The 16159-nt window shown below is 69.9% G+C and carries 13 protein-coding genes and 1 pseudogene; 4 read left to right on the top strand and 10 right to left on the bottom strand.

Going from position 1 to position 16159, the window contains the following annotated elements; all coding sequences use genetic code 11:
- Positions 1-80: 80 nt before the first annotated feature.
- The 4 genes from ACWEJ6_RS07015 to ACWEJ6_RS07000 all read right to left on the bottom strand — a co-directional run bounded on the left by ACWEJ6_RS07015 (position 81) and on the right by ACWEJ6_RS07000 (position 2510).
- Positions 81-1034, bottom strand: coding sequence for a hypothetical protein (locus ACWEJ6_RS07015; protein WP_452421979.1), 954 nt, complete (start codon positions 1032-1034; stop codon positions 81-83).
- Positions 1031-1363: a helix-turn-helix domain-containing protein gene (locus ACWEJ6_RS07010; protein WP_452421977.1), complete on the bottom strand. Its 333-nt coding sequence runs from the start codon at positions 1361-1363 to the stop codon at positions 1031-1033. Before ACWEJ6_RS07010 ends, ACWEJ6_RS07015 begins: the two co-directional genes overlap by 4 nt.
- Positions 1360-1746, bottom strand: a complete 387-nt coding sequence (locus ACWEJ6_RS07005; protein ID WP_452421975.1) for a tyrosine-type recombinase/integrase — start codon at positions 1744-1746, stop codon at positions 1360-1362. Before ACWEJ6_RS07005 ends, ACWEJ6_RS07010 begins: the two co-directional genes overlap by 4 nt.
- Before the next feature lie 62 nt (positions 1747-1808).
- Positions 1809-2510 carry a hypothetical protein gene (locus ACWEJ6_RS07000; RefSeq protein ID WP_452421973.1) on the bottom strand — a complete coding sequence of 234 codons (702 nt, stop codon included), beginning with the start codon at positions 2508-2510 and terminating at the stop codon, positions 1809-1811.
- 92 nt (positions 2511-2602) lie between these two features.
- Here ACWEJ6_RS07000 and ACWEJ6_RS06995 point away from each other — a divergent pair, with 92 nt between their 5' ends.
- Positions 2603-2959: a hypothetical protein gene (locus tag ACWEJ6_RS06995; protein ID WP_449938173.1), complete on the top strand. Its 357-nt coding sequence runs from the start codon at positions 2603-2605 to the stop codon at positions 2957-2959.
- 631 nt (positions 2960-3590) lie between these two features.
- On the opposite strand, the pseudogene ACWEJ6_RS06990 reads toward ACWEJ6_RS06995, so the two are convergent.
- From ACWEJ6_RS06990 to ACWEJ6_RS06980, 3 genes and pseudogenes are all read right to left on the bottom strand, one after another.
- Positions 3591-4034: pseudogene (locus tag ACWEJ6_RS06990) on the bottom strand (recombinase family protein); the annotation flags it as partial.
- 164 nt (positions 4035-4198) lie between these two features.
- The gene (locus ACWEJ6_RS06985; protein WP_452421971.1) at positions 4199-5449 is read right to left on the bottom strand and encodes a sensor histidine kinase; all 1251 of its coding nucleotides are present in this window, start codon (positions 5447-5449) and stop codon (positions 4199-4201) included.
- Entirely contained in the window at positions 5446-6102 is a 657-nt protein-coding gene (locus tag ACWEJ6_RS06980; protein ID WP_452421969.1) for a response regulator transcription factor, read from the bottom strand. Before ACWEJ6_RS06980 ends, ACWEJ6_RS06985 begins: the two co-directional genes overlap by 4 nt.
- A 118-nt stretch (positions 6103-6220) precedes the next feature.
- Here ACWEJ6_RS06980 and ACWEJ6_RS06975 point away from each other — a divergent pair, with 118 nt between their 5' ends.
- A complete protein-coding gene (locus ACWEJ6_RS06975) occupies positions 6221-7318 on the top strand; it encodes a serine hydrolase domain-containing protein (protein WP_452421967.1) in 1098 nt (365 codons plus the stop codon).
- Between the two features lie 194 nt (positions 7319-7512).
- Positions 7513-8607 carry a serine hydrolase domain-containing protein gene (locus ACWEJ6_RS06970; RefSeq protein ID WP_452421965.1) on the top strand — a complete coding sequence of 365 codons (1095 nt, stop codon included), beginning with the start codon at positions 7513-7515 and terminating at the stop codon, positions 8605-8607.
- A 291-nt stretch (positions 8608-8898) separates the two neighbouring features.
- On the opposite strand, the gene ACWEJ6_RS06965 is transcribed toward ACWEJ6_RS06970, so the two are convergent.
- Positions 8899-9441 carry a hypothetical protein gene (locus tag ACWEJ6_RS06965; RefSeq protein WP_452421963.1) on the bottom strand — a complete coding sequence of 181 codons (543 nt, stop codon included), beginning with the start codon at positions 9439-9441 and terminating at the stop codon, positions 8899-8901.
- A gap of 642 nt (positions 9442-10083) precedes the next feature.
- Between ACWEJ6_RS06965 and ACWEJ6_RS06960 the strand changes: the two genes are divergently transcribed.
- Entirely contained in the window at positions 10084-13404 is a 3321-nt protein-coding gene (locus ACWEJ6_RS06960; RefSeq protein WP_452421961.1) for an AfsR/SARP family transcriptional regulator, read from the top strand.
- A 6-nt stretch (positions 13405-13410) separates the two neighbouring features.
- Here ACWEJ6_RS06960 and ACWEJ6_RS06955 read toward each other — a convergent pair whose 3' ends face one another.
- Together ACWEJ6_RS06955 and ACWEJ6_RS06950 are read right to left on the bottom strand one after the other, a co-directional pair.
- The gene (locus ACWEJ6_RS06955) at positions 13411-14400 is read right to left on the bottom strand and encodes a hypothetical protein (protein WP_452421959.1); all 990 of its coding nucleotides are present in this window, start codon (positions 14398-14400) and stop codon (positions 13411-13413) included.
- Positions 14400-15794, bottom strand: a complete 1395-nt coding sequence (locus ACWEJ6_RS06950) for a phenylacetate--CoA ligase family protein (protein WP_452421957.1) — start codon at positions 15792-15794, stop codon at positions 14400-14402. The genes ACWEJ6_RS06955 and ACWEJ6_RS06950 overlap by 1 nt, the downstream gene beginning before the upstream one ends.
- Positions 15795-16159: the final 365 nt, after the last annotated feature.

The following is a 16159-nucleotide window of genomic DNA, read 5'->3' as shown; positions in this document are numbered from 1 at the left end:
TCAATGGTCCCACCAGGGCTACATCAACAAGATCGGACCAGCTCTCTACGGGCCCATGCCCGCCAGCACTTAAGCCTTTGTCAGCAGGCTCTTAGTGGTGGCTGGAGTCGGGATCCGGAGCTTGGGCATGCGACCGTCGCTGATGGCCCAGCGCAGAAAGACCCGCAAGGTGTTGTGGTGATGCTGGGGTTTGTGGCGTGCCAGGCGTCGAGGAGGCCCTGCGTGCAGGATCCGAGATTGTGAGCGGAGTCATCGAACCAGGTCAGAAAGCCGTGGGCGGCCTTGAACTGTTCGCCGGCGGAACTGCGGGAGCCTGAGGTCAGAGGACTGGCCGCAGCGCGGGCGCGCATGCGTGGCAGTTGATGCCAGGTGGCGAAGGCGCGCAGGACCCGCAGGTGGGGGTCGTCGGCGAGCTCGGCGTAGCGGTGGGCGAGCCAGGTCTCGTGGTGAAGGATCTGCTTATCGACCAAGGGCAGGGCCCCGCTGGCCATGAGCAGGTCGCGCAGGTGGGCGACGGTTCTCCAGTTCGGAAGCGGGTGGAGGGCTTCGTGAGTGAGGGGAAGGGTGCCGTCCGCGAGATCGCTGACGAGGTCCCGGATGTAGGGGCGCCGCAACCACATCCAGGTGGACTTGGGGTTGGGTGAGGCGATCAGCCGATCGGCGAGTGGGCGCAAGGCTGGGCTGATGGAGCCCGTGCCGTCGTCGAAGACGGTGTGGACCAGGTCGGTCAGGGTGCATCTGGTGCAGAGACGACCTGTATAGAGCTGGCCTTCATGTCCGCAGCGGGAGCGGGAGAACGAGCGGGTGATACCAGCGCAATCCCGGCAGATCGCCTCGCCGTCATCGCTGCGGCCGGGCAGGAGACGGTCGATCCCGCAGGCGGGGCAGGTGCCGTGGCTGTTCTCGGCCTTGTGCAGGCAAGTCCGGCAAATCGGCCCGTCGGACCAGTTCGCGGCCTTGGCGGCGCGGCGGCCGCAGCGGGCGCAGTCGCGCAGATGCCAGCGTTCGTAGTGCTCCGGGGAGAGGGGGCTCATTGGTCGGGGCGGATCCGGGCGCGCTTGGGCCTGATCGGCGCGATCTGGGCCGCCGGGCCGGTGTCGCCGGTGGCGGTGCGGCGGGGTGCGGCACTTTCGGCTTTGGTGGCGATGAGGTCGGCGGGGGTGCAGTCGAAGATGTCGCAGAGCGCGGCGAGAACCGACATGGAGAGCCGCTCGGGGATGTGGGTGACCAGCCGCCAGATCTGAACCGAGGACAGGGTGATGCCGCGGTCGGCGAGAGGCTGGGCGAGGTCGGTGGCGGTGAACATGCCATGCGCGGCCATGGTCTCGCGGAGCCGCCACTGGTAGCTGACCTGGCGTTTCATCGGTTCTTCCTCCCGGTGCCCAGAGCGGCGTTCAGGGTCGATTCCATCGCCTGCCGCGGGGTGCGGGTGCGGAAGTCGGAGGAGACACAGGTATAGATCGAGGTGGTGGAGGCGTGCTCGTGACCGACTTGCTCCTGGACGAACCGGGGATCCCAGCCGTCCTCGATGAGGTGGGTGACGTAGGAGCGGCGGAAGGAGTGGAAGTCCAGGCCTGGGTCGAGGCCGAGCGCGTCGCGGTAGGTGGCGAAGCGCGTGTTGATCTGGGAGAACCCGATCCGCGAGCTGCGCTCTGAAGGCCAGAACGCCGGCGAGACGGCCGCCTGGGCGAACCCAGGCCGGACTTCGGTGACCCACTGGTCGAGGATGTCGACGATCCAGTCCATCCCGCCGACACCGTCGCGTGGGCCAACTGTCAGGACACTGCGGCGCTTGGGCGGTGAACCCTTCATCGCCTTGCCCCAGCGGACGTAGCAGACGCCGAAGTCTCCGAAGATCGGCGCGTGCGGGTTGGGGCCGAAGTCGACCAGGTCCAGCATCCGATCCTCACGGCGGCGCAGCCCGTAGGCATAGGCCGGTCTTGAACCAACGTCGCGTCGCGGAATGCCGGCAGCCAGCCCTTGCGACCCGCGCCACTGACCCGGTGGACCTGCTCGTCGGCGTAGTCGAAGAACGCCTGGAGCTCATCGCGGGTGAACGCCCGCTTGGCGGGGTCGGCCTCGTTGTCCTGGAGGTGAACCGCGGTGTTCCACTCGTGGCAGACCTGGATCGGATGCGACCCGAAGCGCCGCTCGCACTCCGCCGCCCACCCATGGGCAGGATCGGTGAGGAACGCGCAGAACGACCGGACCGCCTCGGCGTAGTTCCGCAGCGTCGACTGCCTTAGATGCTGGATCGCCCGCAGGTCGCCCAGCCACTCGTCCACCATCTGTGGCATCCACTGCCACGGGAACGCATCAGCGTGGCGGGAGAACGCCTTCACCGCGTTCTCGCGGCCCTCGATCGTGGAGAACGCCAGATTCCGGGCCGGCTGCTGATTCCGCCACCCCGCCAGCATCGCCTCGGCCACCTGTTCCTCAGGCCGGAGCAACACCGTTCCACCGACCAGATGCAGGCCCGCAGCACCCGGCGCCATCCCGTCCCGGCTCACTCTCCGCCACCCTCCAACCGATTACATCAAACGAAAGGATCTTTCATCAGAAGTAATCGACTTGGCAAGCGTGCAGGTGAAAGCATGATCCGGTGACCAAGAGCCTGGCCGATATGAGCGAGCGTGAGTACTTCGCGAACGTCAGACGCCGGCTACCGATGTATGTGATCGGTGGCCGACTTGATCGACTGGAAGCGTTCCTCGACGGCTATGACCAGCACGCCCTGCGCCATGGCGGCCCAGGCCTGCGCGACTGGACGGACTGGCTCATCGCCAAGCGCGGCCAAACCTGCAATCACGGCTGGTCAGGACATGTTCGCCACATCGCCCTTCCTGACGGTTGGGATCACTGGGACCTACCCCAAGAACAAGAACGACTCGTCATCGACGTACTCTTCGACCTGCTCGACGAATACCTTGCCGAACGTGAGGCGGGCTTGGCTCGCTGACCGGCCTTGTGGCTCTGCCACGCGCCCGCGTGTCGAACGATCTGAGATCTCATCAGATGCAATAGCGATCAGTTGGAACCTGCGGACAGCCGTTGGCGCTGAGAAGGATCTTGATCGCAGTGAGCGAAGACTGTTCATTGATGACGAAGATTCATACGCGCGTTGCCCGATCCCGCCGTCGGCGACTCTGTCGTTGACCCATGCGCAGGCCCTTGAGCGGCAACCGCGCCAGTAGCGTTGGCGAGCCGTCGGGGCTGGGTTACCGGTGCAAGTGCGGAACCGGTAGAGCAGCAGCGGGAGGTAGGCGGCCGCGGTGGCCATGGTGGTGGCCTGCCGCTCGGTCTCTCGGTTGATGTGGCGTGGGTCGCGAGGGGCCCCTTGTGGATCAGCTTCGCTGCGAGGATCCGATGCTCAGGGCGCCGCCACAACCGCCGCGGACAAACCCCGCTGACCAGTCCTAACGTCCTCTGGAGAAGATCGTCGTGTTGCTGCTTCGGATCCCGCTCGGCGACCAGCGCGCCCTGGCCTCGGCCAAGGCCCTCCAGCAGCTCGCCTACGAGGGAATTCTCTGTTCAACCGGGGAGCAGCTGACCGACAAGGAGCGGAAGTACTCGCTGCCCGATGCCCGCAACTACCTGGAGTCGCCATCACCGCCGGACTCCGCGAGGGTCTTGTGGACGACGCCGACGGAGGCTTTGACTCCGGCGGCGACGATACGGATGGATTCGCCGCGTTGGCGCCGGGCGAGGATGGCAGCGCGTTTGTCGTCGTCGACCACAGGACGGCGGCCGCCGACCCGGCCGCGTTTGCGGGCGGCTTCCAGGCCGTTCTTGGTCTTGCGCGTGATGTCGCGGCGGCGGTCTTCGGCTAGAGCGAGGGCAAGGTCGAGGATGAGGGAGCGTTCGGTGTGCTCGCCGGCTGCGATGCCCTCCAGCACCTTGACGTCGACACCGCGCTGGAACAGGTCGTTGAGGACGATCAGCCCTTCCAGGAGGTTGCGGCCGAGGCGGTCGACCTCCTGGACGGTCAGCAGGTCGCCGTCGCGGATATAAGACAGCGCGTTCAATAGGTCGGGGCGGTCGTCAGTGGCGAGCTTGCGCCTGCGCCGCCTTGATCCACTGGTAGAACCCCGAACGAGACACCTTCAGCACCCAGCACAGCCGCTTGACGCCGAAGGCAGGCGAATGGATTCCGATTCCCAACAGCTCGGGACCGGTGACCCGTAGGCGTCGGATGCGTTCATTCAGCGGGACGGCTCCTCGGTGGTGCCGCAGGCATCACGGACGCCGGCTGTGCGGTGACCGCAGCGGGTCGTCGTGCCGGCCGCTCTGCGGCCCGTGAGTGATGCGGGAGCTCGATGGTGATGTCGAGGCCGCCGCCCGGGCGGACTGTGATCGCGATGTGTCCATGGTGGGCATGGGTGATCGCGCGCACGATGGACAGTCCCAGGCCCAGGCCCTGGCCGTCGGTGCGGACGCGGGTGCCCTGCCCGTGCACGAACGGTTCCAGCAGCGTCTGGGCTTCCTCGGGCGCGATCTCGCGGCCGGTGTTGCAGATCCGCAGCACGGCGCGTGCGCCCGCTGTGCGCGTCTCGACGATGAGGTGCCCGTCGGCGTGGTTGTAGCGGAGCGCGTTGTCGACCAGGTTACCGACCAGGCGTTCCAGCAGGACGGGCTCGCCGGTGACCAGCGCGGGCCGCAGCCTTGCGTGTACGGCTATGCCGGCGGCTGCCGCTTGCTCCTCGGCCGTGCCCAGGGCGGCCGCCGTGATGGCGGCCAGATCGGCCGCCTGCCGTGTGCCGGCTTCGGCCTGACTGCGGGCCAGCAGCAGCAACCCGTTCAGGACGCGCTGCATGTGGGTGACGGCGTCGCGCACGTCGCCGGCCATCGCGAGCAGCTCGTTGCGGCTGGGGTCTCCGTCCAGGGTGACGTCGATCGCGGTGCGGGCGGTGGTCAGCGGGGTGCGCAGCTCGTGGGCGGCGTTGGCGGTGAACAGCCGCTGGCTGTCCAGGATCCGGTCGCGCTCGGCGACGCCGCGTTGGATGCGGTCCAGCATGTCGTTGACCGTGCCCGCCAGCGTCGACAGTTCGTCGGCCGGGGTGGTGACCGGGACCCGCTCGGTGAGGTTCTCGGCCGACAGCCGGCGGGCGGCGGCGGAGATGACGCGGATCGGCCGCAGCACCCGGCCGGCGACCAGCCAGGCCAGTAGGGCGGCCAGGACGGTCACCATGATGAGCGCCAGACCGGCCTGGGGCACGAGCGCGGCCAGGGTGTCGGCCTGTACCTGGTCGGCGAGATCGTGCAGGTCCTGCGTCTGGGGTGGCATCGGCTGGAGCGTGCCCTGTAGGTCGGGGCCGTCCGGGTCCAGGTGGGTGACGAGCGCCGGGCGCCGCTTCATCAGCAGGTAGGTCAGCCCGGTCAGCGCGGCCCCCGCGGCCAGTACGAGGGCGGTCTGCAAGATGGCGAGCCGGGCGCGGGCGGTCAGCCTCACGGGCCGATCCGGTAGCCGGCGCCGATGACGGTCCCGATCAGCGGCGGGTCGCCGAGCTTGCGGCGCAGCGTGCCGATGGTGATCCGGACCGCGTTGGTGAACGGGTCGGCGTGCTCGTCCCACACCTTCTCCAGCAGCGTCTCCGCGCTGATGACGTCACCGCCGGCGGCCAGCAGCTGCTCCAGCACGCCGAACTCCTTGGGGGTCAGGTGCAGCAGCCTGCCGTCCCGCTCGGCGCTGCGCCGGGCCGGATCCAGACTCACCCCGCCGGTGCGCAGCACCGGTGGACGGGCCGGTGCGCTACGCCGCACCAGGGCGTGCACGCGGGCGACCAGCTCGGAGAAGGCGAACGGCTTGCCGAGATAGTCGTCGGCGCCCAGCATCAGCCCACCGACCCGGTCCTCCACCGCGTCGGACGCGGTCAGCATCAGCACCCGCGACACGCCCCGCTGGACGAGCCGGCGGCAGACCTGGTCGCCGTGCACCTCCGGCAGGTCCCGGTCCAGGACCACCACCTCGTACGGGGTGAGCTCGCATTTGTCCAGCGCGCTGCGGCCGTCGAGAGCGAGGTCCACGGTGAAGCCGTGCTTGCGCAGCCCGGCCTCGATGTAGCCGGCGAGGGGCTGCTCGTCTTCCACCAGGAGCACACGCATCCGGGCAGTATCGCAACACCCGCATATGGAACACATATGGTCCGCCGATCGCCCGCCGATATGCGCCGGCCGGTAGATGTGATCACCTCGAAATCCCCATGGAAAGGATCATGACGAGATGAGCCGTGCACGAGCGGCCGGCATGACCGGGTTGGCATCGGCCATGCTGGCGTTGAGTCTCCACACATCCGCCACCGCCGCCGTCGAGGTCAAGCCGGGAGACGTCCAGCAGGCGATGAAGGACCTGGCGAAGACGGACGGCGTGGTGGGTGCCATCGGCGAGCTGTACGTCGACGGCCGGCGCAAGGGGCAGGGGAGCGCGGGGACGCGCCTGCTCGGCGGCAAGGGTGGGCACATTCCTGCGGCTTCCCGTTACCGGGTGGGGTCGCAGACCAAGCTGATGACGGCCACGGTGGTCCTGCAACTGGTCAAGGAGGGCAAGCTCGGCCTGGGGGACACGCTGGCCGCCCTTCTGCCGCAGGTGGGGCAGCAGGATCTGGTCGAGCGGGCCGGCGAGATCACCGTCCAGCAGCTGCTCCGCCACAGCTCCGGCATCCCTGACTTCTTCGCTTCGGGGAAGTTCGACGACGCCTTCGACTTCACGACCTACTACTCCCCGATCGACCTGGTGAAGGCATCCCGCGAGGTCCCCCGCACCGGGGAGCCGGGCGCGGGGTTCGCCTACTCGAACACCAACTACGTTCTCCTCGGCCTGATCGTCGAGAAGGTAACCGGCCGCAGCCTGTCCGCCGAGCTGGAGCGGCGTCTCTTCGTACCTCTGGGGATGAAGCACACCTATTTGACCACCAGGCCTCCTCAGGGCGTCAAGGGCCCGCACGGGCACGGCTACCACCCCGACGCCGAGGGCAGGCCGCGCGACGTCGACCGGCAGAACGCGAGCTTCGGCGGCGCGGCCGGAGGAGTGGTCTCCACCTCCGGCGATCTCAGCGCCTTCTACCGCGCGCTCAACCAGGGCCGGCTGCTGCCGGCGGACCTGCAGCAGGCGGTAGGACGGCCGCGGCCCGATCTGTGTGGCGGGACGGTCGCGGCGGCCGCGGGCAGTGGCCCCGGCTTCCTGGCGGTGACCTACACCTCCTCCGACGGCCGCCGCCAGTTCGTGGTATCCACCACGCTGAAGATCGACAACCAACAGGCCATGCCCGTCAATGACGCCATGAACAAGGCCGCCGCGACCGTGCTCTGCCCCAGCCGATGACCGGAGGCGTCCATCCACCGCGACCTGCGTCCACGAGCCTCCGGACCCCGCGAACCGATCAACGGCATCGACGTGGCGCCCGGTAGCTCGGGCCTCGGCGGCAACAGCGTGATGCAGCCTCCTGTCCATGCACTCTTGAAAGGAACATCTCCATGGTTGTCAGCCGTAGGGCCGTTGTCGGCGGAGCACTGCTGATGGCGCTTGCCGCCACCGGACGGCCGGTCGCGCGAGCGGCGGCCGCGGCCGCTGTTCCCTCACGAGAAGATTGGCGTGCCTTTCATGCCTATCTGAAGGACCTGGCTGCTGCCGGGAAGTTCTCGGGAGCGGTCCTGGTGGCCAAGGACGGTCGGCCGGTATTGAACAACGCCTACGGCATGGCCGACAAGGCCGGGAACGAGGTCAACACGCTGCAGACGCGGTTCTGCATCGGCTCCATGGGCAAGATGATCACCGGCGTCGCCGTCGCCCAGCTCGTCCAGAGAGGCAAGGTCTCCTTCCAGGACACGATCGGCACGTACGTCAAGGGGTTCCCGAACGAGATCGCCGACACGGTAACCGTTCATCACCTCCTCACCCACACCTCGGGCATGGGCGAGGTTCCCGGGAACGACCATGCGCAGACCGACGTCGACGTCCTGATGAAGGAGATCGTCAAGCAGCCGCTGACCTCCGAGCCGGGCGCGAAGATGCAGTACAGCAATGCCGGCTACATCGTCCTGGGCGCGATCATCGAGCAGGTGGGCAAGCAGGACTACGCCGACTACGTCCGCAAGCACATCCTGACGCCCGCGCGGATGCACGACACCTTCCTCGGCCCCTGGACGCCCGTCAAGGTCAAGCGCATGGCTCATCCCTACGCACTGTTCGACACGAACGGCCAGTGGGTCGGCATGCCGACGAGGGACGGCACCACACCGGAGGGCGAGCTACGCGACCTCGGCGACCAGCCCGACGGGGCGTCGCCCGCTGGTGGCGCCATCTCCACCGTGGGCGACATGCTCAAGTTCGCCCAGGCCCTGCGGGGACACCGGCTGCTCAATGCCAAGCTCACCCGGACCGTCATGGAGGGCAAGGTGCAAGGCCTGAACAAGGACAGCAAGTACGCCTACGGCTTCAGCGACGAGCTGCGCAACGGCGTGCGCGTGGTCGGCCACAACGGCGGCATCCCCGGCTACTGGAGTGAGCTGGACATGTTTCCCACCAAGGGCTACACCATCGTCATCCTCACCAACCAGGACCTCGCCCTCTTCGAGCCACTCAGGAAGGCCAGAACCCTGATAACGGGTTAGCGCCGCCTCTAGGCACTTGAGTCTTTCCGATCGACGAATTGTTGGCCATCCGGAGCAGGGCGGCCTGGCAAGCGATCGGACGCAGCGGCCAAGTGCCCTGCAAGGCCGGCCGGTCATCCGGCCGCCTGTTCCCTCGATGGCGGAAACGCCGCTGACGCTGTGGCAACAGCGGCTCATCACCGACCCACAGCGCGTCACTGACCTCCCACGGCTTCGGCTTGGCCGCCCATGCTCCTCTCTCGGCTACAGCGAGAGATCAAAGCACAGCAAAGATCATTCTGTTGGGACCCCTCAACCGCGGGCGGGGTGGCGGCGCAGGTGGTAGGCGCAGGCCAGGGCGAGCAATATCGGGCCCCACAGCGCCGTCGGGGTGATGGACACCATCGCCAGCGCCTGCCACCAGCCATTCTCGTACGCCACGCTGCCGGCGACGCCGACCCAGGAGAGCACCATCCAGACCGAGACCGCGGTCAAGAGCAGCCCACCGGCCACGGCAGGGACGACCGCTGCCATGGGCGGCACACGTCTGCCGCCGATGACCGGGATCCAGCTCGGCACCACCTCGCCCCAGCCGCGCACCAGACCGATGCTGAGCAGCGCCGCCAACTCGGTGAGCACGCTGAGCCCGAAGACATAGGGGATGCTGATCCACAACGGTGACACAGGCGCGTCGTTGAGCTGGCCCATGTCGAAGTGAAAGGCGAACGGCAACCTCCACAGGCACGTGGGAAGCAGCAGCCAGGGAAGCGCGTAGGCGGTACGGAGGGCCCAGCGTGAGGCAGGTTGTGCGGTGTCACCGCTGGCCGGGGCCGCATGCAAGAGCTTGATCGCCATACCTGTACCTTCTCCTGGCCCCGAGAACGATCGATCACCTGTGAGGGTCAATCGCCTCCCCCGCGCGAGCCAGTAGTGCTTTGTCAGGTCTGTCGGTGGCTGTTGCGGCGCGACGGTTCCAGCCTTCGATCGCAGGTGGGGCATGCGCCGGACCAGGTCGCGAGCAGCAGTGGCTACCCGCATCGGCACAGCCGCCCTACGACACGCCAACCTAAAGGCACTACTGAGGCTCCGCCCTCGTCTCAGCGCCGCCGCCTGGAACTTCTCCGACGTGCGCTCAGCGACGAGAGGCTGGCCCCCCATCCGGGTCTCGGCCTGGCTCAGGCTCCTCTTCGCTCAGCCGATCACACGGATCGTTCGCCGCACGCTCGACGACCTCATCTCGCTCGATGGCGAACTCCACGTGCGACTTGGAGACCCTCCCATGCCAGTCCCCGAGCCCTTCGCAAGCCTTCCGCTCCAACTGGCCGACGAACGGCCCCATCTGAACACCGCCACCAGCCCCGGGGCCGATCACGGCTACTGGCGCCCGACACCGGCCATCGCTGACCGTCCGGCTTGCCGCGTTTGTCAAATGGGTGTCACCAGAGATGTACTGCCTTCCGGAAAGCTGATCATCCGATCAGGCACGAGGGAGGACCGGTGGACTTCGCGATCCTGGGCACCATTCGCCTCAATGGTCCCGGCGGCCGGATCCGTCTCAGCCGCAAGCAGCGGGCCGTGATCGCGGTCCTGCTGCTCCACCCGAACGCGACCGTTTCCACCGAACGCCTGATCGGCGCCCTCTGGGACGACCCGCCCCGCTCGGCACTGTCCAACGTCCAGACCTACGTCCATCAGCTCCGCCGCTCCCTGGAGGGCAGCGGCCTGTGGCTGGGGACCGAGGGGTCGGGGTACGCCTGCGAGGTCCCGCCGGAGCGTCTGGACCTGTTGGTGTTCGAGGAGGGCGTACGCCGGGCGCGCAGGGAACGGGCGAGCGGCGACCTGGTGGCGGCCGAGCGGGAGTACGCGGCCGCGGTCGCGTTGTGGCGCGGAACCCCGGCCGAGGACGTACCGCTCAGCGGGGCCGTGACGCCGCGGATCACCGAGCTGGAGGAGCAGCTGGCGGTGGCCAGATCGGAGTGGATCGACGTACGGCTCGCGCTCGGCCACGACGGCCTTGCCGCCGAACTGCGTACCCTCGTCGCCGCCCACCCGCTGCGTGAGCGGTTGCGCGAGCAGCTCGTGGTCGCCCTGCACCGCAGCGGGCGGCGGGACGAGGCCCTCGACGCCTTCCGCGAGGCGCGTGAGCTGCTGGTGGCCGAGCTGGGCATCGAACCGGGCCCGGAGCTGCGCCGCCTGCACGCCGCGCTGCTCTCCGGCGACGCCGATCGCCGTTCGCCGCTGCTCCCCGGCGAGACCGATCTTCACTCGCCATCGGCCGGAGAGACCGGGCGCCACTCGCCGCCACCGAAGTCGGAAGGAGAGGGCGGCCGTCATTCGCCGCCGCCGACCGCGGACGCCGACCGGCACAGAATGCCGCCTTCCGCGGACGCCGACCGGCACGGCATGCCGCCTTCCGCGGACGTCGACCGGCACGGCGTGCCGCCTTCCGCGGACGTCGAAGCGGGCGCGCGGCCGATGGCGTTCCGGGGGCTGTGCCAGTTACCCGGCGACACCGCGGACTTCGTCGGGCGTGCGGGAGAGATCGCCGAGCTGCTGGGGCTGCTGCGGGCGGGCGCGGATCGGCTCGGTCCGCCCATCGTGGTCGTGTCCGGTCTGCCCGGCGTGGGCAAGACCACGCTCGCCGTACGACTGGCGCACCTGTTGCGAGCCGATTATCCCGACGGGCAGCTCTTCGTCCGGCTCGGACGGGACGCGCGCGGCCCCCGGGAGCCCGGCGAGCTGCTGGACGTGCTGCTGCGCTCGCTCGGCCTCGACGGCGCGCTCATCCCCGTCCCGGTCGAGGAACGCGCGGGACTGCTGCGTCAGCGGCTGGCCGACCGGGCGGTGCTCCTCGTGCTGGACGACGCCGTCGAGGAGGACCAGCTCCGCCACCTGCTGCCGGGCACCGCACGCGGCGCCGTCCTGGTGACCTCCCGCTCTCCGCTGCCCGCCCTGGAAGGTGCCGTACGTCTCACGCTCGACCTCCCTGACGAGAAGGACGCCAGGCTCCTGCTGGAACGCGTGGCGGGCCCGGACCGCATCGGTTCGGCGCCCGGCGCGGCCGAGCAGATCCTGCGTTCCTGCGGCCGGTTGCCGCTGGCCATCCGGGTCGCGGGAGCCCGCCTGGCCACGCGGCCGGTCTGGCCGGTCAGCGAGTTCGCCACCCGGCTGGCCGGACGGGGCCTGGACGAGCTGGTCGTCGGCGGGCTGGACGTGCGCGCGACGTTCGAGCCGAGCTACGCGGCGCTGCCGGACCCGGCCAGGCGCGTGTTCCGGCTGCTGGGCCTGGCCGGGCTGGACAGCGTGGCGGAGTGGTCGGTCGCGGCCCTCCTCAGAGGACCCGCCACGGAACCGGACGCGGCGCCCGCCAGCCCGCCTGGCTCGGACGAGGACGCGGACAAGTGGAGGGCGGCCCCGCCGGCGGCGGATGCGGACAGGCTGGGGGCGGCCCCGCCGGCGGCGGATGCGGACAAGCTCGCGCTGGAGGCCGATGCGGCGCTGGAGACGCTGGTCGCGCGGGGCATGCTCACCTCGACCGAGGTGGACGGGGCCGGACAGCCCCGCTACCGGCTGCACGACCTGCTGCGGGTGTACGCGCGGGAACGGGCGCAGGCGGAGGAGACCCCCGAGGGGCGGCGTGCGGCGCTCACCGGGCACGTGCTGGAATGCCTGCGGCGTACCCGGGCCGCCACGCGCCGCCTGCCGATCCTGCTGGCCCCGCCGTACGAGCGGGAGCCGGAGGAGGGACCGGCGCCCGACGTACGGGTGAGCGAGATGTGGCTGGCGGCCGAGCGGCGTACGCTGATGCTCGCCCTCAGCACCGCCGCCGAGCTGGGCCTGAACGACGTGGCGGCCGAGCTGGGGCACCACCTCACCAGCTATTTGATCATGGATCGTTTCCTGGCCGACGCCGAGCGGGTCCAGCGGATCGTGATCGGGCTGGGCGACGATCGCGCCGCGCTGCGGGCCCGGCTGCTGCTGGCCACGGTGGAGATCGAATGGGGTCGGTTCCCATCGGCCGAGACAATGTGCGGCGTGCTTCTGGCGGAGTTCGGCCGCGCCGGCGACAGGCATGGAGCGGCGTACGCGCTGATCGTCAGGGCCGCCGCGCGGCACGGCATGGGCCGTCTGGACGAGGCGCTGGCCGACGCGTACGCCTGCCTCGACCTGATGGCGGCGCACGGCGACGCCGCCGGGCTGGCGTACGCGTGGACCTGGCCTGTCTGGATCCACGTCGAGCGCGGTGAGCACGGGCGGGCCGTGGAGATCGCCAGAGCGCGGCTGGAGGTGACAGAGAAGGACGACTACGCCATCCGCGGCAACCTGCTGCGCGGCCTCGGCACCGCCCTCTACCAGCGGGGCGAGACGGCGGAGGCCGTCGTCCGCTACCGGGAGGGCCTGCTGGCGGCGCAGGCGCTCGGCGATCGCGCCGAGACGAGCAAGGCGCTGCGCCGGCTGGGGGAGGCACTGGGTGCGCTGGGCCGCTTCGACGAGGCGGCCGAGACACTGGCGGCGAGCCTGCGGCTGTTCGTGGTGAGCGGCGACACCCTGGGCGAGGCGCTGGCCGGGCACACGCTCGGCGTCGTGCACCTGCGCCAGGGCGAGCCCCGCCGGGCGGTGGCGGACCTGCGGGCCGCGCTGGAACGGCTCGGCGGCGACGGGCCTCCGGTGTGGCGAGCCCGCGTTCTCAGGGAGCTGGGCCGGGCCTACGCCCTGCTGGGGCGGCACGAGGAGGCCGCGGCGGCGTGGCGCGGCTCCCTCGTCCTGTTCGGCGACGCGGCGGAGGGGCGAGAGGTGGCCGCGTTCCTGGCGCCCTGACCGACGCTATTCGCCGAGCCGCCACACGACCGGCACGCCCTGCGTTCCCGCCAGCCTGGCCTCCTTGCGCGCCAGCCCCGGTGTGGCGCCCTCGGCGACCAGCACGCCCTCGGGCGACAGGGCGGCCCACATCCCGGCGGACGCGTCGGCCGCCTCCAGGGCCCGGTTCACCTCCAGCGCCCGGTTCACCTCCGGCCGGGCCGGGGCGGGCGTCCGGCGGGCCTGCCACCGCCGCCAGTACAGCCACTGCACGACGATCAACGGCCCGAGCACGGTCAGCAGCGGCAGCAGCCGGCCATGGGACAGGACGAAGGCGATGGACAGAGCCAGCAGGACGGCCTCCAGTCCGGCGGCACACCACGCGGCCGCCTTCCCGTACGCCCGCAGCGCCACCACCGGCCAGATCGACAACATCAGGCAGTCGCCGAGCCCGATGAGGGCGGGATCGTCGCCATAGGAGGAGGCCAGCACGGGCGCGAACGGCAGCCCCTGCATCCGCTGGACGAACTCGGCGGTGAGCGACGTCAGCCCGGTGGCCAGCGTGTCGTACAGGGTGAGGGCGGCGGCCAGCGCGGCCACCTGCGCGGGCGTGATCGCCGCCTGCACCCACATGTTCACCACGCCGACGACGAGCAGGATCAGCAGGACGTCGTTGATCACAAGGAGCGCGGCCGGCCATCCCAGCGCGAAGGCGGTGACGTCGGCGGCGCACAGGAGCAGTGCGGCGATCATGCCCCACCGTCCGCCCAGCACGGGGGCGAGGGTGAGCTGGGTCAACGTCAGCACCACGAGCCCGAAGATCGACACGACGACGCCCGTGGGCAGGTGCAGGTACGCGAACGGCATCACGACCAGCGTCACCACCATGACCGCGATGTCCGCGCCCACCATCCGGCCGACCGGCGGTCTGGGCATGACGTAACGGCGCAGGTACGCGGCGGTGAGCGCGACGGCCGCAGCGACGAGGGCGTACAGGGCGAGCACGTACGGGGTCATCACAGTCCTCGCTCGAAGCTGATCTCCAGCAGGTCCGTGCGCAGCCGGCAGGGCGTGGGCAGGTCCTCGGCGGTCTCGACCAGGACGATGCCGGTCAGGGGCAGCCCGTGGGCGCGCTCCTCCAGCCGGCCGAGCAAACCCTGCTCGGCCTTGCCCGCGACGACGTACAGGACGCTGTCCTCCAGGGCGTACCGGGTGGGCAGCGGCAGCGCGTGCTCGGCCTGCAGCAGGTCCAGCACGTCACGCGTGGTCAGCCCGCCGGGCGACCTGCGGCCGAGCACCCGCGAGGTGGCGGGCAGGGCGGCGAGGGCGCACGTCGGGGGCTCGGCCAGAACCCGGACGAGGTCGCCGGTGACGTACCTGAGCAGGAGCGTGGTGTCGCGAAACGTGGAGTACGGCGTCACGACGATCGTGCCGACCTCGCCGGGAGCGGCGGGGGTCAGGGTCTCGGGGTCGAGTATCTCGACCAGGCCCTGGTCGGCGGACAGGTGCAGATGACCGTCGGGGCAGACGCGGCCGGACACCGGGGCGATCTCGGTCATGCCGTACCCGTCGCGGACCTCGGCCCCGAACGCGTGCTCCGCCCGCTCGCGCAGCGCGTCGGTGAGGACCTCGCCGCCGGACCAGATGGTGGTCAGCGCGAAGTCGGCGGCCCGCCAGCCGCCCCGCTCGGCCTCCTGCACGAGCGCCGCGAGGTGGGAGGCCGGCACGTTGAGATGGGACATCTGCGCGCGCTTGCCCGGTACGTGCAGCGGAGTGGCCAGCCGGTCGAGCGTGGCGGCCGGGTCGATGGTGCCCAGGTGGGCGAACACGGCCCCGGTACGGGTGACTGCCCGTTCGGTGAGGATCTGCGCGACGGACCGCGAGCTGCTCGCGTTGGCCCACACGTCGTCCGTGCGCACGTTCCCGGACATCATGAGCGAGAGCGCCGACAGACACGACAGCAGCTCGATCTCGTAGGCGGAGAACCACACCAGCGTGGGCGTGCCCGTCGTGCCCGTCGTGTGCGCGAGCACGGATGGCTTGGCCAGGTCGGAGACGAACGCCGCCGGCCTGCCGCGCAGGTCCGCCTTGGAGGTGGGGGCGATCGAGGACAGGGTTTGCGGGGTGATCGAGGCCGGGTCCACGCCGTGCTCCGCGAACCAGCGCCGGTAGTAGGGGCTCTCCGCCGCCGCGTGGGCCACCGTGCGCCGCAGCCGCCGCCGGGTGAGGTCCTCCTGGAGCTCGGGGTCGTTGCCCGCGATCAGGTCGTCGGCGCCCTCGCCGGGCGAGCCGAACGTCTCCAGCGTCTCGCGCATGTCGTCGACCAGCGTGTAGACGTCCCGCAGCCGGAACCTGCGCCCCGACATCATCGACCAGGCGTAGCCGAGCTGGCGTACCGCGGTGCCGAACACGCCGCTTTCCTCCCGTCGTGGTGTCCCCCGGGAGAAGGCTCCCGGGGGATCACTCGCTGTTCGTCAGACCTGCAGCCCGAAGATGGCGCTGGACAGGGTGCTGACGGCGTACTTCGCGTAACGACGGGCGGTCTTGACCATGACGAACTCCCAGTTCTTCAGGGGGCGCACCGATCGCGCCCTCTGCGATCAAGAGTGGGAGCCGCTGCCAGAGATCCCCTACACAGTCGCTACAAAGTCATTACAAACAGCTGGTCGCGGCCCTGTCCGCGCTACAACGCCCGCGGCCTGCAGCCTGTCGGCAGGGTTGCGTTCGACGATGTCCATGGCGATCCCAGGCCGGTGCCATGAGCGATGACCGTGTT

Source organism: Nonomuraea sp. NPDC004702, assembly GCF_053601695.1.
This window is presented reverse-complemented; position numbering and strand designations above follow the sequence as displayed.

Bases quoted from the DNA above. Each gene is read 5' to 3' on its own strand.
- ACWEJ6_RS06955 (WP_452421959.1), bottom strand. From the start codon at position 14,400: ATGACCCCGTACGTGCTCGCCCTGTACGCCCTCGTCGCTGCGGCCGTC.
- ACWEJ6_RS07010 (WP_452421977.1), bottom strand. From the start codon at position 1,363: ATGAAACGCCAGGTCAGCTACCAGTGGCGGCTCCGCGAGACCATGGCC.
- ACWEJ6_RS06980 (WP_452421969.1), bottom strand. From the start codon at position 6,102: ATGCGTGTGCTCCTGGTGGAAGACGAGCAGCCCCTCGCCGGCTACATC.
- ACWEJ6_RS07015 (WP_452421979.1), bottom strand. From the start codon at position 1,034: ATGAGCCCCCTCTCCCCGGAGCACTACGAACGCTGGCATCTGCGCGAC.
- ACWEJ6_RS07005 (WP_452421975.1), bottom strand. From the start codon at position 1,746: ATGGACTGGATCGTCGACATCCTCGACCAGTGGGTCACCGAAGTCCGG.
- ACWEJ6_RS06965 (WP_452421963.1), bottom strand. From the start codon at position 9,441: ATGGCGATCAAGCTCTTGCATGCGGCCCCGGCCAGCGGTGACACCGCA.
- ACWEJ6_RS06975 (WP_452421967.1), top strand. From the start codon at position 6,221: ATGAGCCGTGCACGAGCGGCCGGCATGACCGGGTTGGCATCGGCCATG.
- ACWEJ6_RS06970 (WP_452421965.1), top strand. From the start codon at position 7,513: ATGGCGCTTGCCGCCACCGGACGGCCGGTCGCGCGAGCGGCGGCCGCG.